At 68.8% G+C, this 21,999-nt stretch carries 20 protein-coding genes; 9 read left to right on the top strand and 11 right to left on the bottom strand.

The features are described from left to right. Positions 1 to 158 precede the first annotated feature (158 nt). From DQG15_RS04035 to glmM, 3 genes are read left to right on the top strand one after another with little or no spacing between them, the layout of a single operon-like run. On the top strand, positions 159 to 1,061 hold the full coding sequence (locus DQG15_RS04035) for a dihydroneopterin aldolase (protein WP_116082924.1): 903 nt from the start codon (positions 159 to 161) through the stop codon (positions 1,059 to 1,061). Then, on the top strand, positions 1,058 to 2,065 hold the full coding sequence (gene folP / locus DQG15_RS04030) for a dihydropteroate synthase (protein ID WP_116082923.1): 1,008 nt from the start codon (positions 1,058 to 1,060) through the stop codon (positions 2,063 to 2,065). Before DQG15_RS04035 ends, folP begins: the two co-directional genes overlap by 4 nt. A 13-nt stretch (positions 2,066 to 2,078) precedes the next feature. Next, complete coding sequence (glmM, locus tag DQG15_RS04025; protein ID WP_116082921.1) at positions 2,079 to 3,437, top strand: phosphoglucosamine mutase; 1,359 nt, start codon at positions 2,079 to 2,081, stop codon at positions 3,435 to 3,437. Between the two features lie 25 nt (positions 3,438 to 3,462). Here glmM and DQG15_RS04020 read toward each other — a convergent pair whose 3' ends face one another. Together DQG15_RS04020 and ilvC are read right to left on the bottom strand one after the other, a co-directional pair. Continuing rightward, a complete protein-coding gene (locus tag DQG15_RS04020; protein ID WP_116082919.1) occupies positions 3,463 to 4,386 on the bottom strand; it encodes a DMT family transporter in 924 nt (307 codons plus the stop codon). A gap of 115 nt (positions 4,387 to 4,501) precedes the next feature. Continuing rightward, complete coding sequence (gene ilvC / locus DQG15_RS04015) at positions 4,502 to 5,524, bottom strand: ketol-acid reductoisomerase (protein WP_116082918.1); 1,023 nt, start codon at positions 5,522 to 5,524, stop codon at positions 4,502 to 4,504. A 130-nt stretch (positions 5,525 to 5,654) separates the two neighbouring features. Between ilvC and DQG15_RS04010 the strand changes: the two genes are divergently transcribed. Both DQG15_RS04010 and DQG15_RS04005 read left to right on the top strand, forming a co-directional pair. Continuing rightward, positions 5,655 to 6,110 carry an Lrp/AsnC family transcriptional regulator gene (locus tag DQG15_RS04010; RefSeq protein ID WP_116082916.1) on the top strand — a complete coding sequence of 152 codons (456 nt, stop codon included), beginning with the start codon at positions 5,655 to 5,657 and terminating at the stop codon, positions 6,108 to 6,110. Continuing rightward, positions 6,107 to 6,574, top strand: a complete 468-nt coding sequence (locus DQG15_RS04005) for an Lrp/AsnC family transcriptional regulator (RefSeq protein ID WP_116082914.1) — start codon at positions 6,107 to 6,109, stop codon at positions 6,572 to 6,574. Before DQG15_RS04010 ends, DQG15_RS04005 begins: the two co-directional genes overlap by 4 nt. Before the next feature lie 16 nt (positions 6,575 to 6,590). Here DQG15_RS04005 and DQG15_RS04000 read toward each other — a convergent pair whose 3' ends face one another. After that, entirely contained in the window at positions 6,591 to 7,784 is a 1,194-nt protein-coding gene (locus DQG15_RS04000; protein WP_116082913.1) for an FAD-dependent monooxygenase, read from the bottom strand. A gap of 128 nt (positions 7,785 to 7,912) precedes the next feature. On the opposite strand from DQG15_RS04000, the gene DQG15_RS03995 reads away from it, so the two are divergent. Beyond that, positions 7,913 to 8,578 (top strand): GntR family transcriptional regulator, encoded by a 666-nt coding sequence (locus DQG15_RS03995; RefSeq protein WP_116082911.1) that lies wholly within the window; start codon positions 7,913 to 7,915, stop codon positions 8,576 to 8,578. Here the strand turns inward: DQG15_RS03995 and DQG15_RS03990 are convergent. Both DQG15_RS03990 and carA read right to left on the bottom strand, forming a co-directional pair. Then, complete coding sequence (locus DQG15_RS03990) at positions 8,517 to 10,529, bottom strand: glycosyltransferase family 2 protein (RefSeq protein ID WP_116082910.1); 2,013 nt, start codon at positions 10,527 to 10,529, stop codon at positions 8,517 to 8,519. The genes DQG15_RS03995 and DQG15_RS03990 overlap by 62 nt on opposite strands. 91 nt (positions 10,530 to 10,620) lie before the next feature. After that, complete coding sequence (gene carA, locus DQG15_RS03985; RefSeq protein WP_116082908.1) at positions 10,621 to 11,784, bottom strand: glutamine-hydrolyzing carbamoyl-phosphate synthase small subunit; 1,164 nt, start codon at positions 11,782 to 11,784, stop codon at positions 10,621 to 10,623. 165 nt (positions 11,785 to 11,949) lie between these two features. Between carA and DQG15_RS03980 the strand changes: the two genes are divergently transcribed. Then, a complete protein-coding gene (locus DQG15_RS03980) occupies positions 11,950 to 12,417 on the top strand; it encodes a GatB/YqeY domain-containing protein (RefSeq protein ID WP_116082907.1) in 468 nt (155 codons plus the stop codon). A 145-nt stretch (positions 12,418 to 12,562) separates the two neighbouring features. On the opposite strand, the gene DQG15_RS03975 is transcribed toward DQG15_RS03980, so the two are convergent. The 3 genes from DQG15_RS03975 to ctaD form a co-directional block, all read right to left on the bottom strand. After that, positions 12,563 to 13,453: a hypothetical protein gene (locus DQG15_RS03975; protein ID WP_116082905.1), complete on the bottom strand. Its 891-nt coding sequence runs from the start codon at positions 13,451 to 13,453 to the stop codon at positions 12,563 to 12,565. Next, the gene (locus tag DQG15_RS03970; protein WP_116082903.1) at positions 13,453 to 13,938 is read right to left on the bottom strand and encodes a DUF2244 domain-containing protein; all 486 of its coding nucleotides are present in this window, start codon (positions 13,936 to 13,938) and stop codon (positions 13,453 to 13,455) included. The genes DQG15_RS03975 and DQG15_RS03970 overlap by 1 nt, the downstream gene beginning before the upstream one ends. A gap of 215 nt (positions 13,939 to 14,153) precedes the next feature. Beyond that, entirely contained in the window at positions 14,154 to 15,830 is a 1,677-nt protein-coding gene (gene ctaD, locus DQG15_RS03965; RefSeq protein WP_116082902.1) for a cytochrome c oxidase subunit I, read from the bottom strand. 489 nt (positions 15,831 to 16,319) lie between these two features. Between ctaD and DQG15_RS03955 the strand changes: the two genes are divergently transcribed. Both DQG15_RS03955 and DQG15_RS03950 read left to right on the top strand, forming a co-directional pair. After that, positions 16,320 to 17,606, top strand: a complete 1,287-nt coding sequence (locus DQG15_RS03955) for a lipoprotein-releasing ABC transporter permease subunit (RefSeq protein WP_116082898.1) — start codon at positions 16,320 to 16,322, stop codon at positions 17,604 to 17,606. Further along, positions 17,599 to 18,300: an ABC transporter ATP-binding protein gene (locus tag DQG15_RS03950; protein ID WP_116082896.1), complete on the top strand. Its 702-nt coding sequence runs from the start codon at positions 17,599 to 17,601 to the stop codon at positions 18,298 to 18,300. Before DQG15_RS03955 ends, DQG15_RS03950 begins: the two co-directional genes overlap by 8 nt. Positions 18,301 to 18,326: 26 nt before the next feature. Here the strand turns inward: DQG15_RS03950 and DQG15_RS03945 are convergent, their stop codons facing one another. Genes DQG15_RS03945 through parE form a run of 3 tightly spaced genes read right to left on the bottom strand, consistent with a single transcriptional unit; the run spans position 18,327 to position 21,967 of the window. After that, positions 18,327 to 19,283: a phosphotransferase family protein gene (locus DQG15_RS03945; RefSeq protein WP_116082894.1), complete on the bottom strand. Its 957-nt coding sequence runs from the start codon at positions 19,281 to 19,283 to the stop codon at positions 18,327 to 18,329. Between the two features lie 17 nt (positions 19,284 to 19,300). Next, positions 19,301 to 19,972, bottom strand: a complete 672-nt coding sequence (locus DQG15_RS03940) for a hypothetical protein (protein WP_116082893.1) — start codon at positions 19,970 to 19,972, stop codon at positions 19,301 to 19,303. 36 nt (positions 19,973 to 20,008) lie between these two features. Further along, on the bottom strand, positions 20,009 to 21,967 hold the full coding sequence (parE, locus tag DQG15_RS03935) for a DNA topoisomerase IV subunit B (protein ID WP_116082891.1): 1,959 nt from the start codon (positions 21,965 to 21,967) through the stop codon (positions 20,009 to 20,011). Between the last annotated feature and the right edge of the window lie 32 nt (positions 21,968 to 21,999).

The raw sequence follows: 21,999 nt of genomic DNA, 5'->3' as shown, positions 1-21,999 counted from the left end.
GGCGGCCGTGTCCCGGCCCTAGGCCGCGCTGAGGTCATCGCGTTCGGGCCACGCCATTGGTCCCGTCCTGCTCCTTCCAGTCGTACGGGGGCGTTTTCGCGCCTCCATTCGTCGCGACCGGTTCTGGCGGTGGAGCGCGGGGCGTGGCAGGAGAGGGCATGACCGATCCCGATCTCTCCGCCGCCTTCGGCCATCCCGAGGACCGCGCCACGGCCAGTGCCGCGCGTCCGCGAGACCGCATTTCCCTGCGCGATCACGTCCGCGACGTGGAAATCGGCGCGTTCCAGGAGGAGCGGGGGAGCCAGCAGCGGCTTCGCTTCGATATCGTCTGCGAGGTGACCGGCACCGGCGCGCCCGTGGATGACGATGTGGACCGCATCCTGTCCTACGACACGCTGGTCGAAGCCGTGGATGCCGCGCTCGCCGAGGAACGGCTCAACCTGCTCGAGACACTGGCCGAGCGCATCGCGGGGCTTCTTCTGCAGGAGCCGCGGGCGGAGCGTGTCTTCGTGCGGATCGAGAAGCTGGACCGGGGCCCCTATGCCCTTGGCGTGGAAATCGTGCGCAGCGCCGGGGCGGAGCGCGAGCGCGGCCTCCCGGCGCCGGACCTGCCGCGGCCGGTCGTGGCGCATCTGTCGAACGATGCCATTGCCGATCCGCGCCTTTCCCAGTGGCTGGACGCGCTGGAGGAGGGCGGCGCCCCGGTCGTGCTCACCGTGACCCTGCCCGAGACACCGGCCCCCGTGGCCGGCGCGCCCATGCCTCAGCGGCGGATCGACCTCCTCGCGCTCGATCAGAATGCCTGGGTGCTCGCCGCCCGGGATCCGCGCTGCCTCGTCGTCGGCAGCCGCACCGAGATCGAACATGCGATACGGCAGGGTCGGATGCTGGTCTGGGCGCCGTCCAAGATCATGCTGGATTCGCTGGAGCGTCCCGAGGCCGGCCCGCGGGAGCCCGAACGCCTCGCCGCCTTCCTCGCCGATACGCTCGGTGCCACCCGCCGCGTGGGCATCGGCGCGGACATGCCCGGCGGCGAGCGTCTGGAGACCGACGCCCGATGAGCACGATCCTGAGGCCAATCGCCCGGACCGGACAGCCCCGCGGGCCCGCCGCGCTCCCCCTCGCCGGGAGCCGGTCCGTGTGGTTCGATGAGGTCGAGGTGCTGGAGGCCGGCCGGACGCCGGCGCTCGTTCCCGCTCGGGAGCTGGACGCCGCGGCGCGGGACAGGCTCTCGGCGCCCCGGCCGGCGCTCTGCGGGATGACCTTCGAGACCGCGCGGATCATGGGCATCATCAACGTCACGCCGGACAGCTTCTCGGATGGCGGGCTCACCGGCAGCGCCGAGGCGGCGGCCGAGGCGGCTCGGCACATGTCGCCGCTGGCGGACCTTCTCGATATCGGCGGCGAAAGCACCCGGCCCGGCGCGGAGGACGTGCCGGAGGCGGAGGAGATCGCCCGCGTCGCCCCCGCCATCGCGGCGATAAGGGACGCCGGCATCGCCACGCCCGTCTCCATCGACACCCGGAAGGCCGCCGTCGCCGAGGCCGCGCTTGGCGCCGGGGCGGACATGGTCAACGATGTCTCCGCCCTGACCTTCGATCCCGCACTCGGCCCGCTGACTGCCCGTCATGGCGCGCCCCTGTGCCTGATGCACGCCAAGGGCCTGCCGAAGACCATGCAGGACGCACCGGCCTATGGGGACGTGCTGCACGAGGTCATGGCGGCGCTCAGGGAGCGGATCGCGGCGGCCGAGGCCATGGGCGTCGCCCGGGAGCGTCTGATCGTCGATCCGGGTATCGGCTTCGGCAAGACCGCCGATCACAATCTGCAACTGATCCGTAACCTTTCCGCCTTCCACGATCTCGGCCTGCCCGTCCTGCTCGGCGTCTCGCGCAAACGGTTCATCGGTGCGATCGGCAAGGAGGCGGAGCCTCGCCGACGGGCGCCCGGCTCGATCGCCGTTGCGCTTGCCGCGCTCGCGCAGGGCGTGCACATTCTGAGGGTACACGACGTGGGCGAAACGCGGCAGGCCATGAACCTCGCCCAGGCCCTTTACGAGACTTGAGGCGAGCGATCTTATGACGGGCAGGACACTCTTCGGAACCGACGGCGTTCGGGGCCGGGCCAACGCGTATCCCATGACTGCGGAGATGGCGCTCAAGCTGGGCGCTGCCGCGGGCCAGCATTTTCGGCAGGACGGCACAGCCGGGCACCGCGTCGTGATCGGCAAGGACACCCGCCTGTCCGGCTACATGTTCGAGAACGCGCTGACGGCGGGGCTGACCTCCACCGGCATGAACGTGCTTCTCCTCGGCCCCATTCCGACGCCCGCCGTTGGCTATCTCACGCGCTCCATGCGGGCGGATCTCGGGATCATGATCTCCGCCTCGCACAACCCGCACGAGGATAACGGCATCAAGTTCTTCGGACCCGACGGCTTCAAGCTCTCCGATGCCGACGAGGCCGCCATCGAGGCCCTGGCGGAGGCCGGCCCGCGTCTTGCCGATGCCGGCGCCATCGGCCGCGCGCGGCGGATCGATGATGGGCGGTTCCGCTATGTCGAACGGGCCAAGGCCTCCTTTCCGGTGAACCGGACGCTCTCCGGCCTCAAGGTCGTGATCGACTGCGCCAACGGCGCCGCCTATCGCACCGCGCCGCAGGTCCTCTGGGAGCTGGGGGCGGAGGTGATCGAGGTCGGCACCGATCCCGACGGCCTCAACATCAATCTCGGCTGCGGCTCGACCTCTGTCGCGCAGGCGGCCGAAGTCGTGCGCTCCAGCGGCGCCGATGTCGGCATCTGTCTCGACGGCGACGCGGACCGGGTGATGATCCTCGACGAGACCGGGGCCGTCGCCGACGGCGACCAGATCATGGCGCTGCTCGCGGGGCAGTGGGCCGAGACCGGTCGTCTTGCCGGCGGCACTCTCGTCGCGACCGTCATGTCGAACCTCGGCCTCGAGCGGCATCTCGAAGCGAAGGGGCTCCGCCTCGAACGCACCCCGGTCGGTGACCGCCACGTGGTCGAGCGGATGCGCTCTGGTGGCTGGAACCTCGGCGGCGAGCAGTCGGGCCATATCGTCATGACCGATTACACGACGACCGGCGACGGCCTGATCGCCGGCCTCCAGTTCCTGGCCGCGATGACCGAGAGCGCGCTTCCCGCCAGCGCGCTCGCCCGCACGTTCGAGACCGTTCCGCAACTCCTGAAGAACGTCCGGTTCCGTGCCGGATCGGATCCGCTGGCGGCGTCCGGCGTCCGGCGCGCCATCGCTGGCGCCGAAGCGAAGATGGGCGAGGGGGGGCGCGTACTGATCCGCAAGTCCGGCACTGAGCCGCTGATCCGCGTCATGGCCGAGTGCGAGGACGAAGCGCTTCTGACTGCTGTTGTGGACGATATCGTCGGCGCGGTGGAAAATGAGGGGACCGTCGTGGCCTGACGCCGCGCCGGGCCCTGGCCGGCTCTCAGCCCCGCCAGTGCAGCAGCGTCCGGACCGTGCGCCACTGGCCGATGACGAGCCCCGTGCCGATCAGGGCCAGCGCGGCGAAGAGCGTAGGCGGCAGGGTCTCGCCGAGAAGGACCACGCCGAAGATCACCGACCAGACCGGGACCTGGAAGTTCACCAGCGTCATGAAGCCCGGGCCGGCGCTCCGCACGACCTGGATCCTCAGAAGGACAGCCAGCGCCGTCGGCACGAGGCCGAGCGCGATCGCCGCCAGCAGGGGGCGCGTCGGCGGGACCGCGGGAAGCCCCTCGACGAGCAGCGCGAAGGGAACGATGGCAACCGCGCCGAACAGCAGCGTGAGCGCGGCCATGGCGATGCCGTCGATGGGCGGGCAACGCCGGGTCAGGATCGAGGCGATGGAATAGCAGATGGTCGCGGCGAGACAGACGATCCGCCCCGCGAGCCCCAATGGTCCAGAGGCGCCCGGATCGTCACCCCCGCCCGCAATGAGAAGAGCCGCGCCGGCGAACCCGAGCGCGACGCCGATGATCCGGCGCGGCGTCAGGCGTTCGCCCGGTACGAAGAAATGCGCCATCGGCAGGAGCACGAGCGGCAGCATCGCCATCGACAACCCGCCGAACGCGGACGGGACGTGCTGGAGCCCCCAGGACAGCATCGAGAAGGGCACAGCCGTGCTCAGAAGGCCGGCCCAGAAGAGATAGGGCAAGTGGTCCCGCCCGATCCCCCGCATCCGGGGCAGGGCGAAGGGCACGAGAGCGATGGCCGCGAGCAGGATCCGGGAGGCCGCGAGTGTGATCGGCTCGATCCCGTCGAGCGCGATCTTGGTCAGCATGAACGTGCCGCCCCAGATCAGTCCGAGGAAGAGGATCGAGAGCCAGTTCGCCGCCGTGGGCGGCTCGACGGGGGCTGTGTTCGCGGCCATGTGGCGCCTTGGATCACGCGGCCGCGCGCCTGTCCAGATCGGCCGGTCTGTGCGGCCACGCACCGTCGTCAGCGGTGTGCGGCCCCCCTTGAGAGGGGACCGCACGGGGTATCGATCAGTTGCGCTCGCGGTCGACCATGCGGCCGGCGGAGATCCAGGGCATCATGCCGCGCAGCTTCTCGCCGACCTGCTCGATCTGATGCTCGTCGTTCAGACGGCGGGTCGCCTTGAAGGAGGGCTGGCCGACGGCGTTTTCCTGCATGAAGTCGCGCACGAACTTGCCGGACTGGATGTCCCGCAGGACCTCCTTCATGCGCTTCTTGGTCTCGTCGTAGGGCAGGATGCGCGGACCGGAGACGTACTCGCCGTACTCGGCGGTGTTCGAGATCGAGTAGTTCATGTTCGCGATGCCGCCTTCGTAGATCAGGTCCACGATCAGCTTCACCTCGTGCAGGCACTCGAAATAGGCCATCTCGGGCTCGTAGCCGGCCTCGACCAGCGTCTCGAAGCCCATGCGGATCAGCTCGACGAGACCGCCGCACAGCACGGCCTGCTCACCGAAGAGGTCCGTCTCGCATTCCTCGCGGAAGTTGGTCTCGATGATGCCGGAGCGGCCGCCGCCGATGGCGGAGCAATAGGACAGAGCGATCTCCATCGCCTTGCCGGAGGCGTCCTGGTGAACCGCCGCGAGGCAGGGCACACCGCCGCCCTTCGTGTACTCGCCGCGCACCGTGTGGCCGGGACCCTTCGGCGCCATCATGACGACGTCGACGCCAGCTTTCGGCTCGATCAGCCCGAAATGCACGTTCAGACCGTGGGCGAAGGCGATCGCCGCGCCCTCGCGCAGGTTGTCGTGGACGTATTTGCGGTAGGTCTCGGCCTGCAGCTCGTCGGGCATGGTGAACATCATCAGATCGCACCAGGCGGCGGCCTCGGCGATGCCCATGACCTTCAGGCCCTCGCCCTCGGCCTTCTTGGCGCTGGGGGAGCCTTCGCGGAGAGCGACGACGAGGTTCTTCGCGCCCGAATCGCGCAGGTTCAGCGCGTGGGCGTGGCCCTGGCTGCCATAGCCGAGGATGGCGACCTTCATGTCCTTGATCAGATTGATGTCGCAGTCGCGATCGTAATAGACGCGCATGGCGGTCTCCCTTTGATGAGTTCCGGGCAGGGGATAGCGCATCTGGGCCGGAAAGCGCGATGCGAAACTTGCGGATCTCTGCAGCTTTGTTGAATTGTCATTCGCTTAGTGCTGCGCTATCCGAAAAACCATGCTCGATGACACGGACAGACGCATTCTGCGGCAGTTTCAGGCCGAACCGGACCTGTCCGCGCAAGGGCTAGCGGATCGCGTGGGCCTCTCCCACGGGGCGTGCTGGCGACGGCTGGAGAAGTTGCGCAGCAGCGGGATCCTGAAAGGGCAGGAGGCCGTGATCGATTGGCGCGCCCTTGGCTGGGCCGTCCGGGTCTCGCTCCGGATCACCCTCGACAAGACCCGCCGCAACGCCTTCGACGCGTTCCTCGAGGAGGTCCGCAAGGTTCCCGAAGTCCTCGAGATCCAGACCCTTCTCGGCCGTGTCGACATCCGCCTCGAGCTTATCGCCCGAGACCTGTCGCACTACCAGACCATCTGGCGGGACCGCATCCTCACCCTGCCACATATCGCCGACATCGAGGCTCTTATGCACGTGGCGGACATCAAGTCGGTGGACGAGCTTCCGCTATGACGGCGCCTCTCAATCTGGACGCGGCGGACCGCGCGATCCTCCGCGCCCTCGTCGGGGACGCCAGCCTCAGCGCCTCCGAACTCGGGCGGCGCCTCGGATTGTCACAGCCGGCGACGTGGCGCCGCATCCGCCGCCTGACCGATGCCGGCATCCTGAAGGGCCGCCGCCTCGTCCTCGACCGCGAAGCGCTCGGCTTCGGCGTGACCGTCTTTCTCGGCATCAAGCTTGCGGCGCGCGGGCGTCCCGAACTGGAGGTCTTCGAGCGGGCGGTCTGCGCCATTCCGGAGGTGCAGATCGTCGAGCACGTCCTCGGCCTCTACGATTACCGCCTCCGCGTCACGGCGCGCGACCTTCCCGATTTCGAACGCGTCCTTCGCCGCCGCATCATGACGCTGCCGGGGGTGGGGCAGGTGGAATCGAACGTCCTCCTTTCGGAAGAGCGGCTGCCCGGCCCCTTGGGCTGACGCGGCGAGGCCCCCGTCAGTCCGCAGCCGATCCGAGCCCCGCCCGCATCAGGGCGCGGCGGACGGGCGGCAGATCGTGGAGCGCGGCAAGCCCGGCAGGGCGTATCGTGTGCGCAAGAAGGCTTCCGGAGCGTGCGACACGGTTGAAGGCATCGATGGCGCCGGCCCTGAGCGCGATGTCACGTTCCCGCGCGGCGGCATAGGCGGCGAGGCCCGCCGGCGCGCCGGGATCTGTGCCGAGAGCCGTCTCGAGCGCGGCGATGTCGGCAATCGAGGTGTTCAGCCCCTGCGCCCCGATCGGCGGCAGCACATGCGCCGCCTCGGCGATGAGCGCCACACGCCGTGAGGCCAGCCGTTCCGCGATCCGCGTGACCACGGGGAAGAGGCCGGGCCGTGCAAGGGGCGTCATCGTTCCCAGGAGCCCGCAGGATCGCTCCGTCGCTTCGGCGGCGAGCTCTGCCTCGGACAGGGCGGCAAGGCGTATCGCTTCGGGACCGTCAGCCATCCAGACGATGGCGGAGGCGGGCCGGCCGTCCGCATCGGGCAGGGGCACCGTCGTGAACGCTCCGCCCTGTTCGTAGATCTCGGCCGAGACATTGGCGTGGGGATGGGTATGGCGCACCGGGAAGGCCAGCGCCTTCTGGCCATAACGCGTCTCGGAGGTGCCGATCCCGGCAGCGCGCCGCACGGCGCTGTCCCGCCCGTCCGCTCCGACGATCAGGCGCGCCGAGATGCGTGTGCCGTCCGCCAACACCGCAAGGGCGCGATCCTCCCGCGCGTGCAGATCCTTCAGCCCCGCGCCGATCCTGAGGGGAACGGACAGCGCCTCGAGCCGGTCCAGGAGTTCCGCGCCGAGGCGTGCATTGGGAATGTTCCAGCCGAAGACCTCGGCGCCCAGATCGTCCGGGTGAAAGGTCCGCTCGGAGATGACGTGTCGCGGCCGGCCGCCGGTTTCGACGATCCGCAGCGCGGCGAGGGGTGTCGCCGTTCCGTCGTCCACCTCGATCCCGGCGCGACGCAGGACGCTCCGCGAGGGCAGCAGAAACGCGGTGGAGCGCCGGTCGGCCCCTTCGCTCTTCGGATCGCGGGGCGGGGCGGAGGCGCTCGCGAGGACGACGTCGTGGCCGGCGTTCTTGAGCGACGCCGCGGCGATCAGGCCGGCAAGGCCGGCGCCGACGATGAGGATGTCCGTCTCGATATCTGCCCGCATCGCCTGTACTCCCGTCGCTCATTCCGCACCCGACCTAGGCCGATGCGGCCGGCATTGCCAGAGCGCGGCGGCTTGACCCCGGAAGAGGGGTCGGCCAGCCTTGCGCCTCCCGAGTTCGGAGACCGCCCATGGCCAGCGACCGGCCGAGCCAGATCGACGCTTATTCGCTCATTCTCGAAGCGATCGACACCGGCCTATACCGTCCGGGCGACCGGCTCGTCGAAAGCGAGCTGGCCGAGCGGTTCGGTGTGTCCCGCACGCCCGTCCGGGAAGCCCTCCAGAAACTGGAGACGCAGTCACTTCTCGCGCGCGACGGGCGGTCCCTGATCGTCGCCGCCCTCGATCACAGCCAGCTGGCCGAGCTTTACGCCGTCCGCTCCGAACTGGAAGCGCTGGCGGCGCAGCTTGCGGCCCGCCACGCGGCGGAAGAGGAGATCGCGGTCCTGCGCGCCATGGCGGAGGAGCACGGGACGATGGTGGACCAGCCGCAGGCGCTGGCGCGCGCGAACAAGCGATTTCACCGCCAGATCCACCTCGCCTCCCACAACAGGTACCTCGTCCAGCAGCTTGAATTCGTCCACCGCACGATGGCCCTGATGGCCGAGACGTCGCTGGCCGGTCCCGGCCGGGGGGACGCCGCCGTCGCCGAACATCGCGGCATCGTGGACGCCATAGCCGCTCGGAACGAGGAGGGCGCGCGGGCGGCGCTCCGGCACCACATCTCGGAAGCCTTCAAGGAGCGGCTGCGGCTTGCAGGGGAAGCGCCCCGGGTCGGGCCCGCCGCGCGGCCGTGACGCCCGGGCGGTGGCGCTTGTCGAAAATACCGTGCGTCGTCTTGTCCCAGTAGAATGGCCGCAGAACGACCTCCCAGGCGGCCTTCCACGCCGCGAGAACGGCAAGCGGATGGTAGAAATACAGCGACGGCACCCACTTCATCAGCCAGCCGCTCTCTCCGCGGCGCCTGAGGCCGAGGGCCGCGACGGCGATGCCGGAGGCCTCCGACGCGACGAAGAGCGCCGCCAGGGGCCAGGTCGCTGCCTCCCCGAGGCCGGGAGCGGGCGGCACGAGCCCGAGGGGCGCCAGCCAGAACATCCAGAACAGCGGCGCCAGAAGCACCTGCACGATGGAGCCCAGAACGAGCACCTGCATTCCGAGGAACCCCCTCGCCCCGAGCTGCCTCCAGAGGCTGCGCGGCCGGCGCATGTGGGTGGCCCAGGTCATCATGTACCCCTTGATCCAGCGGGACCTCTGCCGGACCCAGGGGAGCGGCCTGCAACAGGCCTCCTCCTGCGTGACGGTGGCGACGATCTCCGTGCGGTAGCCCGCGCGCGCGAGACGAAGGCCGAGATCGGCATCCTCCGTGACGTTCCACGCATCCCAGCCCCCGAGCGCTTCGAGGGCGGCGCGGCGGAAGAACAGCGTCGTGCCGCCGAGCGGGATCGGCAGGCCGAGCCGCTGCAGGCCCGGCAACATGACGCGGAACCATGCGGCGTATTCCACCGTGAAGCAGCGGCTCATCCAGTTCGTGCCGGGATTGTAGTAGTCCAGCATCCCCTGCAGGCAGGCGACGTCCGGCCCACGCTGCGCGAAAGCGGTCGCGATCTGGTGGAGCTGCCCTTCAGCCGGCGCATCCTCGGCGTCGTAGATCCCGACGATTCCGCCCCGGCAGAAGGACAGGGCGTAGTTCAGCGCCCGCGGCTTGGTGCGCACGGCCCCCGGCGGGACGGTACAGACACGGATCCAGTGGGGCAGTTCCGTCCGGGCGAGGGCGGATGCGGTGGTCGCATCGTCCGCTTCGGTGACGAGCAGGATGTCCGTCAGCTCACGCGGGTAGTCGAGCGCCTCCAGCCTCCGGACCAACCGGCCGGCGATGTCCTCCTCCCGGAAGAGCGGCACGAGGATTGAGATCACCGGCAACCGCGCCACCACCGCTGCCGGTCGGGAGCGGGCGGACGCGAACTCGCCGCGGCGCCGCCCATCGCGGAAGGCCGCCCAGAGGATCGCGACGCGGAGCGCCAGAGTGGCCGCCAGGAAGAGCGCCGCGATACCGGTCAGCACCCAGAAGACCTCGGCGGGCGCGAGCATTGCGGCCCCCGTGGCAGAGGCGAGTGCGGCGAGGCCGAGGGGACGGCGGCAGGAGATCCGTCCGCGCGGGCGGCAGGAGAATGGCGCCGGGACGGAAGTCTCCGCCAACGTCGTCAGTTCGGCGGCGCCGGCCCGCGCCACGGCCGCCTGCACGTCGCTCGCCCGGGCGACGACCATCGCGACCGGGCCGAGGACCGTTTCCAGGTATCGCCTGTCGTTCGCGAATCGCTCCGGCCGGCTGGTTGCCACGAGGGTCAGCCCTCCCGCCCGTCGCCACGGAACGAGGCCGCGCGCGAGGCAGTCCGCCGCGCCCAGCCTGGCCATGAGCATCGCATCCGGGGGCTCGGCTGACAGGTCGGCGATATCGGCGTTCCACTGCCGCGCCAGCGCCGCGGTGAGTTGCGCCTCGGAGATCAGGCCGCGGGCCAGCAGAATTTCCCCAAGTCGCGCGTCGGACCGGGCCTGATCGCTCAGCGCCTGCACCAGGTCTCCCGGGCCGATCGCGCCCGATTCGACCAGAAGCCGCCCGAGCGGCGTCCGCCGTGGCGCCTCCGGGGCGCTCTCGACGGCTCTGAGATAGGGCGGGAAGGGCTGCGGATGGCGCGCCTGTGCGGCGGCGGAGGGAAAGGATCTCTGGTGCGGATCCGGATTGGCAGTCATCTATCGCATCACCCACGGCAGACCATTCTGGTTCCGGGGATAGACGACAGGTACGGTAAAAGCCGGGTTAAACGGCGCGGAACGATCCGGGTCAGGCCGCGCCGGATCGCTCGCGAATTGCATCCGCGAACCGCTCGAACAGGTAGAAGCTGTCCATCGGGCCGGGGCTGGCTTCGGGATGATACTGCACCGAGAAGACCGGCTTGTCCGTCACGCGGATTCCGCAATTGCTGCCGTCGAAGAGCGAGACGTGGGTCTCTTCGACTCCCTTCGGCAGGGTCTGGCTGTCCACCGTGAAGCCGTGGTTCATGGACGTGATCTCGACCTTGCCGGTCGTCAGGTCCTTCACCGGGTGGTTCGCGCCGTGATGGCCGTGGTTCATCTTGATGGTCTTGGCGCCGAGGGCGAGGGCCAGCATCTGGTGGCCAAGGCAGATGCCGAAGAGCGGCAGGTCCGGCTTGCGGCGCATGACATCCTGAAGCATCGGCACGGCATACTCACCGGTCGCCGCCGGATCGCCGGGGCCGTTCGTCAGGAAGAGACCCTCGGGATCGTGCGCCAGGATGTCGTCCGCGGTGGCCGAGGCGGGCAGGACCGTCACGTCGCAGCCGGCGGAGGCCAGGGAGCGCAGGATGTTGCGCTTGGCACCGTAGTCGACGGCGACGACACGGGGCGCATCGCCCTCCCGCCGCAGGTAGCCGGCGGGCCAGGCCCACCGCATCTCGTCCCAGCGGTAGGACTGCACGCAGGTCACATCCTTCGCCAGATCACGGCCGACGAGGCCGGGGAACGCGCGCGCCTGCGCGACGAGCGCCTCGATGTCGAAATTGCCCTCGGGATCGTGCGAGAGCGCGACATGGGGCGCGCCCTGCTGGCGGATCGCGCGGGTCAGGCGGCGGGTGTCCACGCCGCCGATCGCGATGCGGCCACGCCGGGCCAGCCACTCGCCGAGGGTCTCAGCCGCTCGCCAGTTGGAGGGGAGCGTCGGATCCCATTTCACGACCATGCCGGAGGCGATCGGATCCTGCGCCTCGTCGTCTTCGGGCGTGACGCCGGTATTGCCGATATGCGGGAAGGTGAAGGTCACCACCTGTCCGGCATAGGAGGGGTCCGTCATGATCTCCTGGTAGCCGGTCATCGCGGTGTTGAAGCACAGCTCCGCCTCGCAGGTGCCGGTGGCGCCGAAGCCGCGCCCGTAGAACACCGTGCCGTCAGCGAGGGCGAGGCAGGCGGTGGGGCGAGGTGCGGCAGTCATGGGAAGGAGCCTCCTTGAGGGCATGTCGCGAGGGCGTCTGGCAAACGCCCTGCATCTACGCAGCGTCCCCGGTGGGGTCAATGGGCCGATCAGCGTGTTGTCTCGTCGCACAGTTGAGCGTACAGGACGCGGCCAGACCGAGATGACCGTTGCTCAGGGGAACCGATGTCGCAGCTCAAGACCAGGGTCAGCAGCGCCCTCAAGGACGCCATGCGCCAGAAGGACCAGACGCGGCTCGGAACGCTGCGCCTGATCAATGCCGCCATCAAGGATCGCGAGATCGCGGCCAGGGGAGCCGGAAGCGAGGGGCCTGCGGAGATCAGCGACGCCGAGGTGACGCAGATCCTCGCCAAGATGGTGAAGCAGCGCCAGGAAAGCGTCCGCGCCTACGAGGAGGGCGGGCGGTTGGAACTCGCCGAGCGCGAACAGTCCGAGATCGCCGTGATCGAGGAGTTTCTCCCCAAACCCCTGACGGAGGCCGAAACGAGTGCTGCCATCGACGCCGCCATCGAGGAGACCGGCGCCACCGGGATCCGCGACATGGGCAAGGTGATGGGCGAGCTCAAATCCCGCCATGCCGGCCGGATGGATTTCGGCGCCGTCGGCGCCCGCGTCCGCGCGCGCCTGTCCTGACGGAGCGCCTGCGGCGCATTCCTTGAAGTAAGGGTGCCTCCGGCGGGGGTATTTGCCTGAAAGATGAACGGGGCGGGGGCTGACCTCGCCCCTTTTCTCGTGGGTCCGCAAATTCGGGGCACGGGCGGGCAAGGCCGCGATCCCCCTAGCGGTAGAGCGCCTCGGCGGCCCTAAGATCCTCGTTCGCAACGGCAAAGCGCTGAACGAAACGCGCTTTGAACGACACCCGCCCCCGCCGCGCTCCGAAATTCTCGCCGTGGTTCAGCCGGTAGAGCACCGCGGGGGCAGGCAGCGGCGCCAGGGGGCGGCCGGCAAGGGCGGCGAGGAAGGGGAACATGCGGTGTTCGTGGGAGACGGCCGCGGACAGAAAGTCGAGGCTCTCGGGCTGTGCCGTGTCATAGCGGAAGGCGGCGCAGGAGCCGCAGAGTTTCCAGAACGCCTTCTGGCCCGGCCGTGACAGGCTTTGTGGTCGGGCGAGGGCGAGGGTGCCCGTGCCCTCGTCCCGCACGTGGCCCTGTTCGACGAGCCAGCCCGTTTCGCTTTCGCCGGAACTCAGACGCTCTCCCGCGCCGCGGCCGAGGATGTCGTCGGCGTCGAACGGCATGGCGAGGCCGCTCGCCGGGGCGCGTTCGGGCAGGGACGCGACGAGGCTGCGGAGCTTGTCCCACTTGTCGTTGCCCTCCACATGCCGCGCGAAGGGCAGGAAGGTCGCGGCCTTCGGAAGATCGCCCGCGGGGCGGTCCTGGCCGCAGATCAGCGCCTGCCAGCGTCCGCCACCGCGGGCGAGACTGTCCAGCGTCTCCTGAAGGCGGGCGGAGACGGCGTCCCAGTTCCCGACATGGTGCTTCCCGACAAGGGGGATGAGGTAGGTGACGTGGCGGGGCGCCGGCCCGGGCGGCGGTCCGGCCCTGCGGAGGCGGAGGGCCGCGGCTTCGGAGGGCGAGAGATTCCCGGCCACGCGCTCACCGCCCGGCAGGCGCGCGGCGAGGAGGAGCGCGGCGCGGCGGCGCTTCGGTGTGGCCCGGGCCTGCGCCATCAGGGACGGGCCGGCAGGCGGCGGGAGAGATCGCCGTAGAGGCTGAGGCGTTCCTCCGCGGACAGAAAGGCGCCGATCTCGACCTCGCGTCCGCCGCCCGACAATGTCACGTAGTTCGGGACCGGGCCCTTCTTCTCGTGCAGGCGGGCCTCGACCCAGTAGGGATGGGCGGACCATTCCCGCCGGATGCCCCGGCGCTCCGTCCTGACGAGATCCACGCGGTCCTCGCTCAGGGTCAGTTCCTCCAGAAGCTCACCGTCCCGGTAGCTGCGCTGCAGGAAATAATAGAGCAGCCAGATGGCGGCCACGATGAACGGGAGCAGGCCCCAGAGGACCGGCGTTCCGAGCACCGCGATGAGCGGCAGCAAGAGGAGCGTGGCCGTCGTGCCGATGAAGATCACGAAACCGGTCCGGGGCAGGGAGCGATAGGGCCAGAGATGCAGGCGGGCAGGGCCCGGCGTCGTCTCGATCCATTCATAGGGCATGACCCGGTCTCTCTCGCTCCTGGCGCGGCGTCTGCGGTATCCGCCCCCATCTAGGAGATGAGAGCGGCGTTGCATAGCCGGTCTCGCGGGATGGTGCAGCCGGCGCGCCGGATCATTCGGGGCCGCCGTCGCTCGCCGGCCCTGTTCGACAGGAAAAGGGCCCCGGGATCGTCTCCCGGGGCCCTTCGTGCGTTCGTGGTGGTCCTGAGCTGCCCTTAGTGGGCGTGGACCTTGTCCCAGTCCTCGCGCTTCGGAAGCGTCTCGAAGGTGTGCTCCGGCGGGGGGCACGGCAGGGTCCATTCGAGGGTATCCGCGTACTCGTTCCAGTAGTTGTTCTGGGTGATCCGCTTGCCCCGGGTGAGGGTGTAGAAGACCACGCCGATGAAGAAGAGGAACGAGGCGAAGGAGAGGAACGCGCCGATGGAGGAGACGTAGTTCCAGGTCGCGAAGGCCTCGGGGTAGTCGATGTAGCGGCGCGGCATGCCCTGACGCCCGAGGAAGTGCTGCGGGAAGAAGGTCAGGTTGGCGCCGATGAAGAACACCCAGAAGTGCACCTTGCCGGCCCATTCGGGGTACTGACGGCCCGAGAACTTGCCGATGTAGAAGTACACACCGGCGAAGATCGCGAAGACGGCCCCGAGGCTCATCACGTAGTGGAAGTGCGCCACGACGTAGTAGGTGTCGTGATAGGCGCGGTCGATGCCGGCTTGGCTCAGGACGATGCCGGTGACGCCGCCCACGGTGAAGAGGAAGAGGAACCCGAACGCCCAGAGCATCGGCGTCTTGAGCTCGACCGAGCCACCCCACATCGTCGCGATCCAGGAGAAGATCTTGATGCCCGTCGGCACGGCGATGACCATGGTCGCCAGCATGAAGTAGCTCTGCTGGGTGAGGGACATGCCCACCGTGTACATGTGGTGCGCCCAGACGACGAAGCCGAGGACCCCGATCGCCACCATCGCGTAGACCATCGGCAGGTAGCCGAAGATCGGCTTGCGGCTGAAGGTGGCGATGACGTGGGAGATGATGCCGAAGCCCGGCACGATCACGATGTACACCTCGGGGTGCCCGAAGAACCACAGGATGTGCTGGTAGAGCACCGGGTCGCCGCCGCCGGCGGGATCGAAGAAGGCGGTGCCGAAGTTCCGGTCCGTCAGCAGCATGGTGATGGCGCCGGCGAGGACGGGCAGCGCGAGGAGGATCAGCCACGCGGTGACGAAGATCGACCAGGCGAAGAGCGGCACCTTGTGCATGGTCATGCCGGGGGCGCGCATGTTCAGGAACGTCGTGATCATGTTGATCGCGCCGAGGATCGACGACGCGCCCGACAGGTGGACGGCGAAGATCGCGAGGTCGGTCGAATACCCGCCCTCGGTGGTGGAGAGCGGCGGGTAGAGCACCCAGCCGATGCCCGAACCGGCCTGACCGTTGCCGCCCGGCGCGAGAACCGAGGCGACGGCGAGCGACGTGCCCGCGACGTAGAGCCAGAAGGAGAGGTTGTTCATCCGCGGGAACGCCATGTCCGGCGCGCCGATCTGGAGCGGCATCAGGTAGTTGCCGAAGCCGCCGAAGAGGGCCGGAATCACCACGAAGAACATCATCAGGATGCCGTGCGCCGTGATCAGCACGTTCCACAGGTGCCCGTTGGGGGTACATTCGCCTGCGGGCGCCTGCGAGAAGACCCGCGCGCCTTCCATGCACATGTACTGCACATCCGGCGTCATGAGTTCGAGACGCATGTAAACTGTGAAGGCCACCGAGATCAGCCCGACAAAGGCTGATACGAAGAGATACAGGATCCCGATGTCCTTGTGGTTCGTGGACATGAACCACCGCGTGAAGAATCCACGCTCGTCGTGATGGTCGTGCCCGTGGATGGCGGCGTCGGCCATGCAAGCCTCCCTGAGAGATCAGCCTTGGGTGCGGGAGCAGGGCGCGTCCCGTCGTCAATGCCTGCTTCTAAGGCGATGACCCGTGGCAGGCAATGTCCGAATATGCCGCAGGGGACCGCGTCCCGGCGTCGCCCCCTGCCTCGGACCCCGCGCGGCAGGGCTCCGGAGGGGGCCCGGGGGCAGCCGACCCGCAGGGGACATGCCGGCCGAAACCGTAATCCCGACGGCGCGCCGTTGCGGAAGGCATGGAATCCCCGGAAGCGACGGATCGGCTACGGAACGGCACCTTTCCCCGATCCGGAACCGCTGACCCCGGATCGCACGCATGTCCTGCCCCCGGGCGAGTCGCCCCCGGTGCCCTCTCGGCCTTGCCCCCTCCACACCCTCATCAACTTCCTGCGCCGACATGCTCTGCAGGACGCCCCGCGGCTTGACCCTTGAGGCTGCCCCCACCATGGTCCGCGCGACTTTGATGCAAGGATTTGAGCCTTGGCTTCCAGCCCTCCCCCCTTTTCCCGGTTCGAGTGGATGATCGCGTGGCGCTACCTGCGGGCGACGCGCGCCGAGGGGGGCGTCTCCGTCATGACATGGATCAGCCTGATCGGCATCGCGCTCGCCGTCTTCGCGCTGATCGCGGTCCTTGCCGTGCGCACGGGGTTCCGGGCGGAGTTCGTGGACACGATCCTCGGCGCCAATGCCCATGTCACGCTCTACCAGTCCTCGGCGGTCGACGAGGCGGGGCAGAGTTCCCGCCAGATCGAAGATTATACGGCCCTCGCTGAACGGGTCGCCGCGGTTCCCGGGGTCACCCGCGCCGCGCCGCTGATCAAGGGGCAGGTCATGTCCTCCGCCAACGGACGGACGGCGGGCGTCGAGGTCTACGGGATCACGCTGGAGGATCTCCGGGGCGTGCCGCGGATCGAAAGCCCTGAGGACTCGCTCGGCGATCTCTCCCGCTTCGACGAGGGCATCGCCATCGGCTGGGAGGTCGCCGCGTCGCTCGGGGTCGGACCGGGGGACATGATCCGCCTGATCTCCCCCGATGGCGTGCGCACGGCCTTCGGCACTTCGCCCCGCGTCAACGCCTACGAGGTGGTCTACGTCTTCCGCGCAGGCCGCTACGATATCGACCGGACCCGCCTCTACATGCCGTTTGCCGAGGCGCAGTCCTACTTCAACCGCGAGGGCTTCGCCGACGAGCTTGAGGTCATGGTAGAGGATCCCGACCGCGTGGACAATTTGACGACGGATCTGCTCAGGGCCGGCGGCGAGCGCACGCTGCTCTGGACGTGGCGGGACGCCTCCGGATCCTTCCTTCAGGCCCTCCAGATGGAGGACAACGTGATGTTCATCATCATGTCGATCCTCGTGCTGATCGCGGCGATGAACATCGTCTCCGGCCTCATCATGCTGGTCAAGAACAAGGGGCGGGACATCGGGATCCTGCGCACAATGGGCCTGACCGAAGGCTCCGTGCTCAGGGTGTTCTTCATCTGCGGCGCGTCGGTCGGAACGATCGGAACGCTCGCGGGGGTGATACTCGGCTGTCTCTTCGCGATCTACATCGACCAGATCTTCAACGTGGTGAACTACATCGCCGGCGGCGGCGTCTGGGATGCCTCGATCCGCGGCATCTATGCCGTGCCCGCCAAGCTGGAGCTCGGGGACGTGATCTCCGCGATCGCGCTGTCGCTCGGGCTGTCCTACGTCATCACGATCTTTCCCGCCCGCCGCGCCGCGCGGATGAACCCGGTGGAGGCCCTGCGCTATGAGTGAGACCGCGCTGAGCCTCTCCGGCATCGAGAAGACCTACAATCGCGGCAAGGCCGGCGCCGTCCATGTCCTCTCGGGGGTGGACCTCACGCTGAAGCGGGGCGAGGTCGTCGCTCTCGTCGCACCCTCGGGGGCCGGCAAGTCGACGCTACTGCACATCGCCGGCCTTCTCGACACGCCGGACGAAGGCCATGTGAGCGTGGCGGGGCAGGAGCTGACCGGGACGGGGGATGCGCGGCGGACCGCGGCGCGAAGGGCCGAGATCGGCTTCGTCTACCAGTTCCACCATCTGCTTCCGGAGTTCACCGCGGCGGAGAATATCGTGCTGCCGCAACTCGCCAACGGTGCCGGCCGGGCGGAGGCCGAGGCCCGCGCGCTGGAGCTTCTGGGGACTGTCGGCATGGATCACCGCGCCGACCATCGGCCCTCGGCGCTGTCGGGGGGCGAGCAGCAGCGCGTCGCCTTCTGCCGCGCGCTCGCGAATGCGCCCGCACTTCTCCTCGCCGACGAGCCGACCGGCAACCTCGATCCGACCACCTCCGACACGGTGTTCGCCGCCCTGATGAGCCTCGTTCGGGAGACCGGCCTTGCCGCCCTGATCGCGACCCACAACCTCGAGCTTGCGAGCCGCATGGACCGCGTTCTGCACCTCGACGGCGGACGTCTGACGGAACGGGAGCGGTCAGAGGCGTCCTGATTCGGCGCCCGGCTCGGGGTCCCGGCCTAGGGTCCGTCCCTGAAATCGCTCCGATCGGCCAGCCAGTGCTCCGCCATGTCCAGCGCGGCGCCCCTGCGGCGGGCGCTGTTGGAGAGGGAGAGAAGATCCATCGAGAGCTTCACGCCGGCCCAGAAGCGCAGAAGACCGGGCGGGTGCCCCTCCAGAAGTCCCGTTGAGAGAAGCGCGTCCAGCGCCGCCGGATCCACGCCCCAGAGCGGCCGCGGCACGGGATGGGCGGTCGAGGTGAAGACGAGCATGGTGGCGACGTCCCGCACGACCGGCCAGTGCGTGACAAGGGAGAGGTCGACGCCCCAGACCGCAGTCTCGTCCATCAGCATGTTCAGGGGTGTGAAGTCGCCGTGGATCAGCGCCTGCCGGATGATCCGGTCGCTGAGGACGGGAACCTGTTCGGCGAGGCGATCCGCAATGGCGTCCGTGACGGCGCGCGTCGCAGCATCGCGCCCGGTGGCTGCGGCCTCGGCGCGGTTCTTCGCCCAGAAGCGCACGCCGAACGTCACCTCCTTCTCGCTGCCCTCGGCATAGGCGCCGAGCCAGCCGGCGGTGCGAGACAGGAGCACGCGCCGCGCGCTTTCATCCGCCTCGGCCAGCAGATCCTGAAGACGGCGCCCCGGCACCCGCTCGATCACCGCCAGCCCCTCTTCCGGGGCGAAGTGGACGGGGCGGGGAACACGGAAGGGACCGCTCCCCATCCGTGGCAGCCGTCGCGCGAGGGCAGCCTCCATCCGCTCCACCTCGGCCATGCCGCCGGGGCCATCCACGAGCTTGGCGATCACGGGGGCGCCGTTCAGCTCGGCTGCAATCACCACGCGGCCGGGCTTGGCCTGGATGCTGTCGCCGATCTCGAGGCCGGACAGCTCCGGGAGCGTTCGGGAGAGGGCGGCGAGGCGTGCCTGCCCTTTGGCCATCATCTCCAGCTTGTCGAGAAAGGACAACTTCGCCAAGCGCGGGCCTCCCAGGGTCAGGAGCAGATACCGCGGATCTCGGCGTCCGCATAGGGAATCATGATCCGGCCGGCCCGCTCGCGGTCTGCGATGCCGGGGAACTGCGGGGTCAGAAGCGCGCTCAGGCGGGCCGTGCGGGCGCCTTCGGGATCGAGCGCGCGGCAGCAGACGTATTCCTCGACGATGCTGGCCTGCTGCTCGTAGGGATAATCGAGAAAGGGCCGATCGGCGGCCACGTCGAATAGGTAGGGATCTTCGGCCTCGATCTGCTCCCCCACGGCGCGGAGCGGGTTGTATCCCGTCACGTCGCGGGCCTGCCATTGCCAGACATGGGTCAGCTCATGGGCAAGAAGCATGGCCTGGGGCAGGGGGAGCGTCTCGGGATAGCTCGCGAGCCAGTCGTCCCGCTGGTAGTTCTTCGCCACGAACATTCGGCTCCCGAGAACGAAGGCGGCGGTGGAGACCTCCACCGAAGGGCCTTCCTCCGGCGGCCAGATCCGCTCCCGGCAGGCAAGCTGCGGTCTGGGCGGGCGCTCGAACACGATCCCGCCAATCAGGGCGCCGTCATGGAAGCGGACGCGGGATGTATCCACCTCCGCTCCGTGCACACTGTCGATGAAGGCCCGCTCGTTCTGCGTCATCGGCCGCGCGCAGGCGGCCAGCAGGATCAGAAGAAGGAGCGCGCGCATGGAGTCGGGGTGCGCTGGATCGGGACGGAGATGCCCTCAAACATCGAGCTCTTCCACGAACTTGGCGTTCTGCTGGATGTAGTCGAAGCGCATCTCGGGCTTCTTGCCCATCAGGCGCTCGACGAGATCCCCCGTCTCTCCGGCCACGTCCTCGTCGATGGAGATGCGGATGAGCCGGCGGCTCGCGGGGTCCATCGTGGTTTCCTTGAGGTCCTTGGCATCCATTTCGCCGAGCCCCTTGAAGCGGGAGACGTCGATCTTGCCGCGCCCGCCGAGCCCCTTTTCCATCGCCGCGTCGCGCTCTGCCTGGTCGAGGCAATAGACGCGCTTCGCCCCTTGCGTGAGGCGGAAGAGCGGCGGGCAGGCAAGGTAGAGGTGCCCGGCATCGATCATCGGGCGCATCTGCGAGAAGAAGAAGGTCATCAGCAGGGACGCGATATGCGCGCCGTCCACGTCCGCATCGGTCATGATGATGATCTTGTCGTAGCGAAGGTCGTCCAGCCGGAAGCGGGACCCGAGGCCGACGCCCATCGCCTGGCAGAGGTCCGAGATTTCCTGGTTCGCGCCCATCTTCGAGGAGGCGGCGCCGAGAACGTTCAGGATCTTGCCCCGGAGCGGCAGAAGCGCCTGCGTCTTGCGGTCCCGCGCCATCTTGGCGGATCCGCCGGCGCTGTCGCCCTCGACGATGAAGAGCTCGGTGCCGGCGCGGTTCGTGGCGGAGCAATCCACGAGCTTGCCCGGCAGGCGAAGCTTCTTCGTCGCGGTCTTGCGCGCGGTTTCCTTTTCCTGACGGCGGCGGATCCGCTCCTCGGCGCGCAGGACGAGGAAGTCGAGAATCGCCCCGGCACTCTTGGTATCCGTCGCGAGCCAGTGGTCGAAATGGTCCCGCACGGCGCCTTCGACCATGCGCTGCGCCTCGGTGGTGGCGAGCCGATCCTTGGTCTGGCCGACGAATTCGGGCTCGCGGATGAAGCAGGAGACGAGGGCGCAGCCGCCGGTGGTCAGGTCGTCCCGCGTGATCTGAGCCGCCTTGCGATTCCCGGCCAGCTCGCCGTAGGCCTTCAGCCCCTTGAGGAGCGCGGCCCAGAAACCCGCCTCGTGGGTGCCGCCCTCGGGGGTCGGGACCGTGTTGCAGTAGGACTGGATGAACCCGTCTTTCGCCGGCGTCCAGTTCACCGCCCATTCGACGGAGCCGGGCTGGCCGTACTTTTCCTGGAACGAGACCTTCCCGGCGAAGGGCGCGTCGGCATAGGTCGTCGAGCCTTCGAGCTGCTCGCCGAGGTAGTCGGACAAACCGCCGGGGAAGTGGAACGTGGCCTCCTGCGGCGTGTCACCGTCGGGGATCGCGGATTTCCAGCGAATCTCCACGCCCGAGAAGAGGTAGGCCTTGGACTTCACCATCTTCATCAGCCGCGAGGGGCGGAAGCGGTGAGCGCCGAAGATCTCCTCGTCAGCGTGGAAGGTCACGGTGGTGCCGCGCCGGTTGGGGGCGGCCCCGACATGCGCCACCGGTCCGAGCGGCTTGCCGCGGGAAAACTCCTGCACGTAGAGCTCGCGGTTCCGCGCAACCTCGATGCGGACATGGTCTGACAGCGCGTTCACCACCGAGATGCCGACGCCGTGGAGGCCGCCCGACGTCTGATAGGCCTTGCCGTCGAACTTGCCGCCGGCATGGAGCGTGCAGAGGATCACCTCGAGGGCGGACTTGTCCGGGAACTTCGGGTGCGGATCCACAGGGATGCCGCGGCCATTGTCCCGCACGGTGATGGAGTGGTCGGCGTTCACTTCGACCTCGATGCGCGTCGCGTGGCCGGCCACGGCCTCGTCCATCGAGTTGTCGAGCACCTCCGCGACGAGATGATGCAGCGCACGCTCGTCCGTGCCGCCGATGTACATGCCGGGCCGCTTGCGCACCGGCTCCAGCCCTTCGAGCACCTCGATCGAGGAGGCGTCGTAGGCGGGCGCATCCTGCGCGGAAAGAAGATCGTCGGCCATTGGTGCTGCTCATTTCGTTCTGGATTTGCCCC

Source organism: Tropicimonas sp. IMCC34011 (genome assembly GCF_003390865.1).
GTDB lineage: Bacteria > Pseudomonadota > Alphaproteobacteria > Rhodobacterales > Rhodobacteraceae > Tropicimonas_B.
The sequence above is the reverse complement of the archived record's forward strand: the minus strand, read 5'-3'. Positions and strand labels throughout refer to the sequence as shown.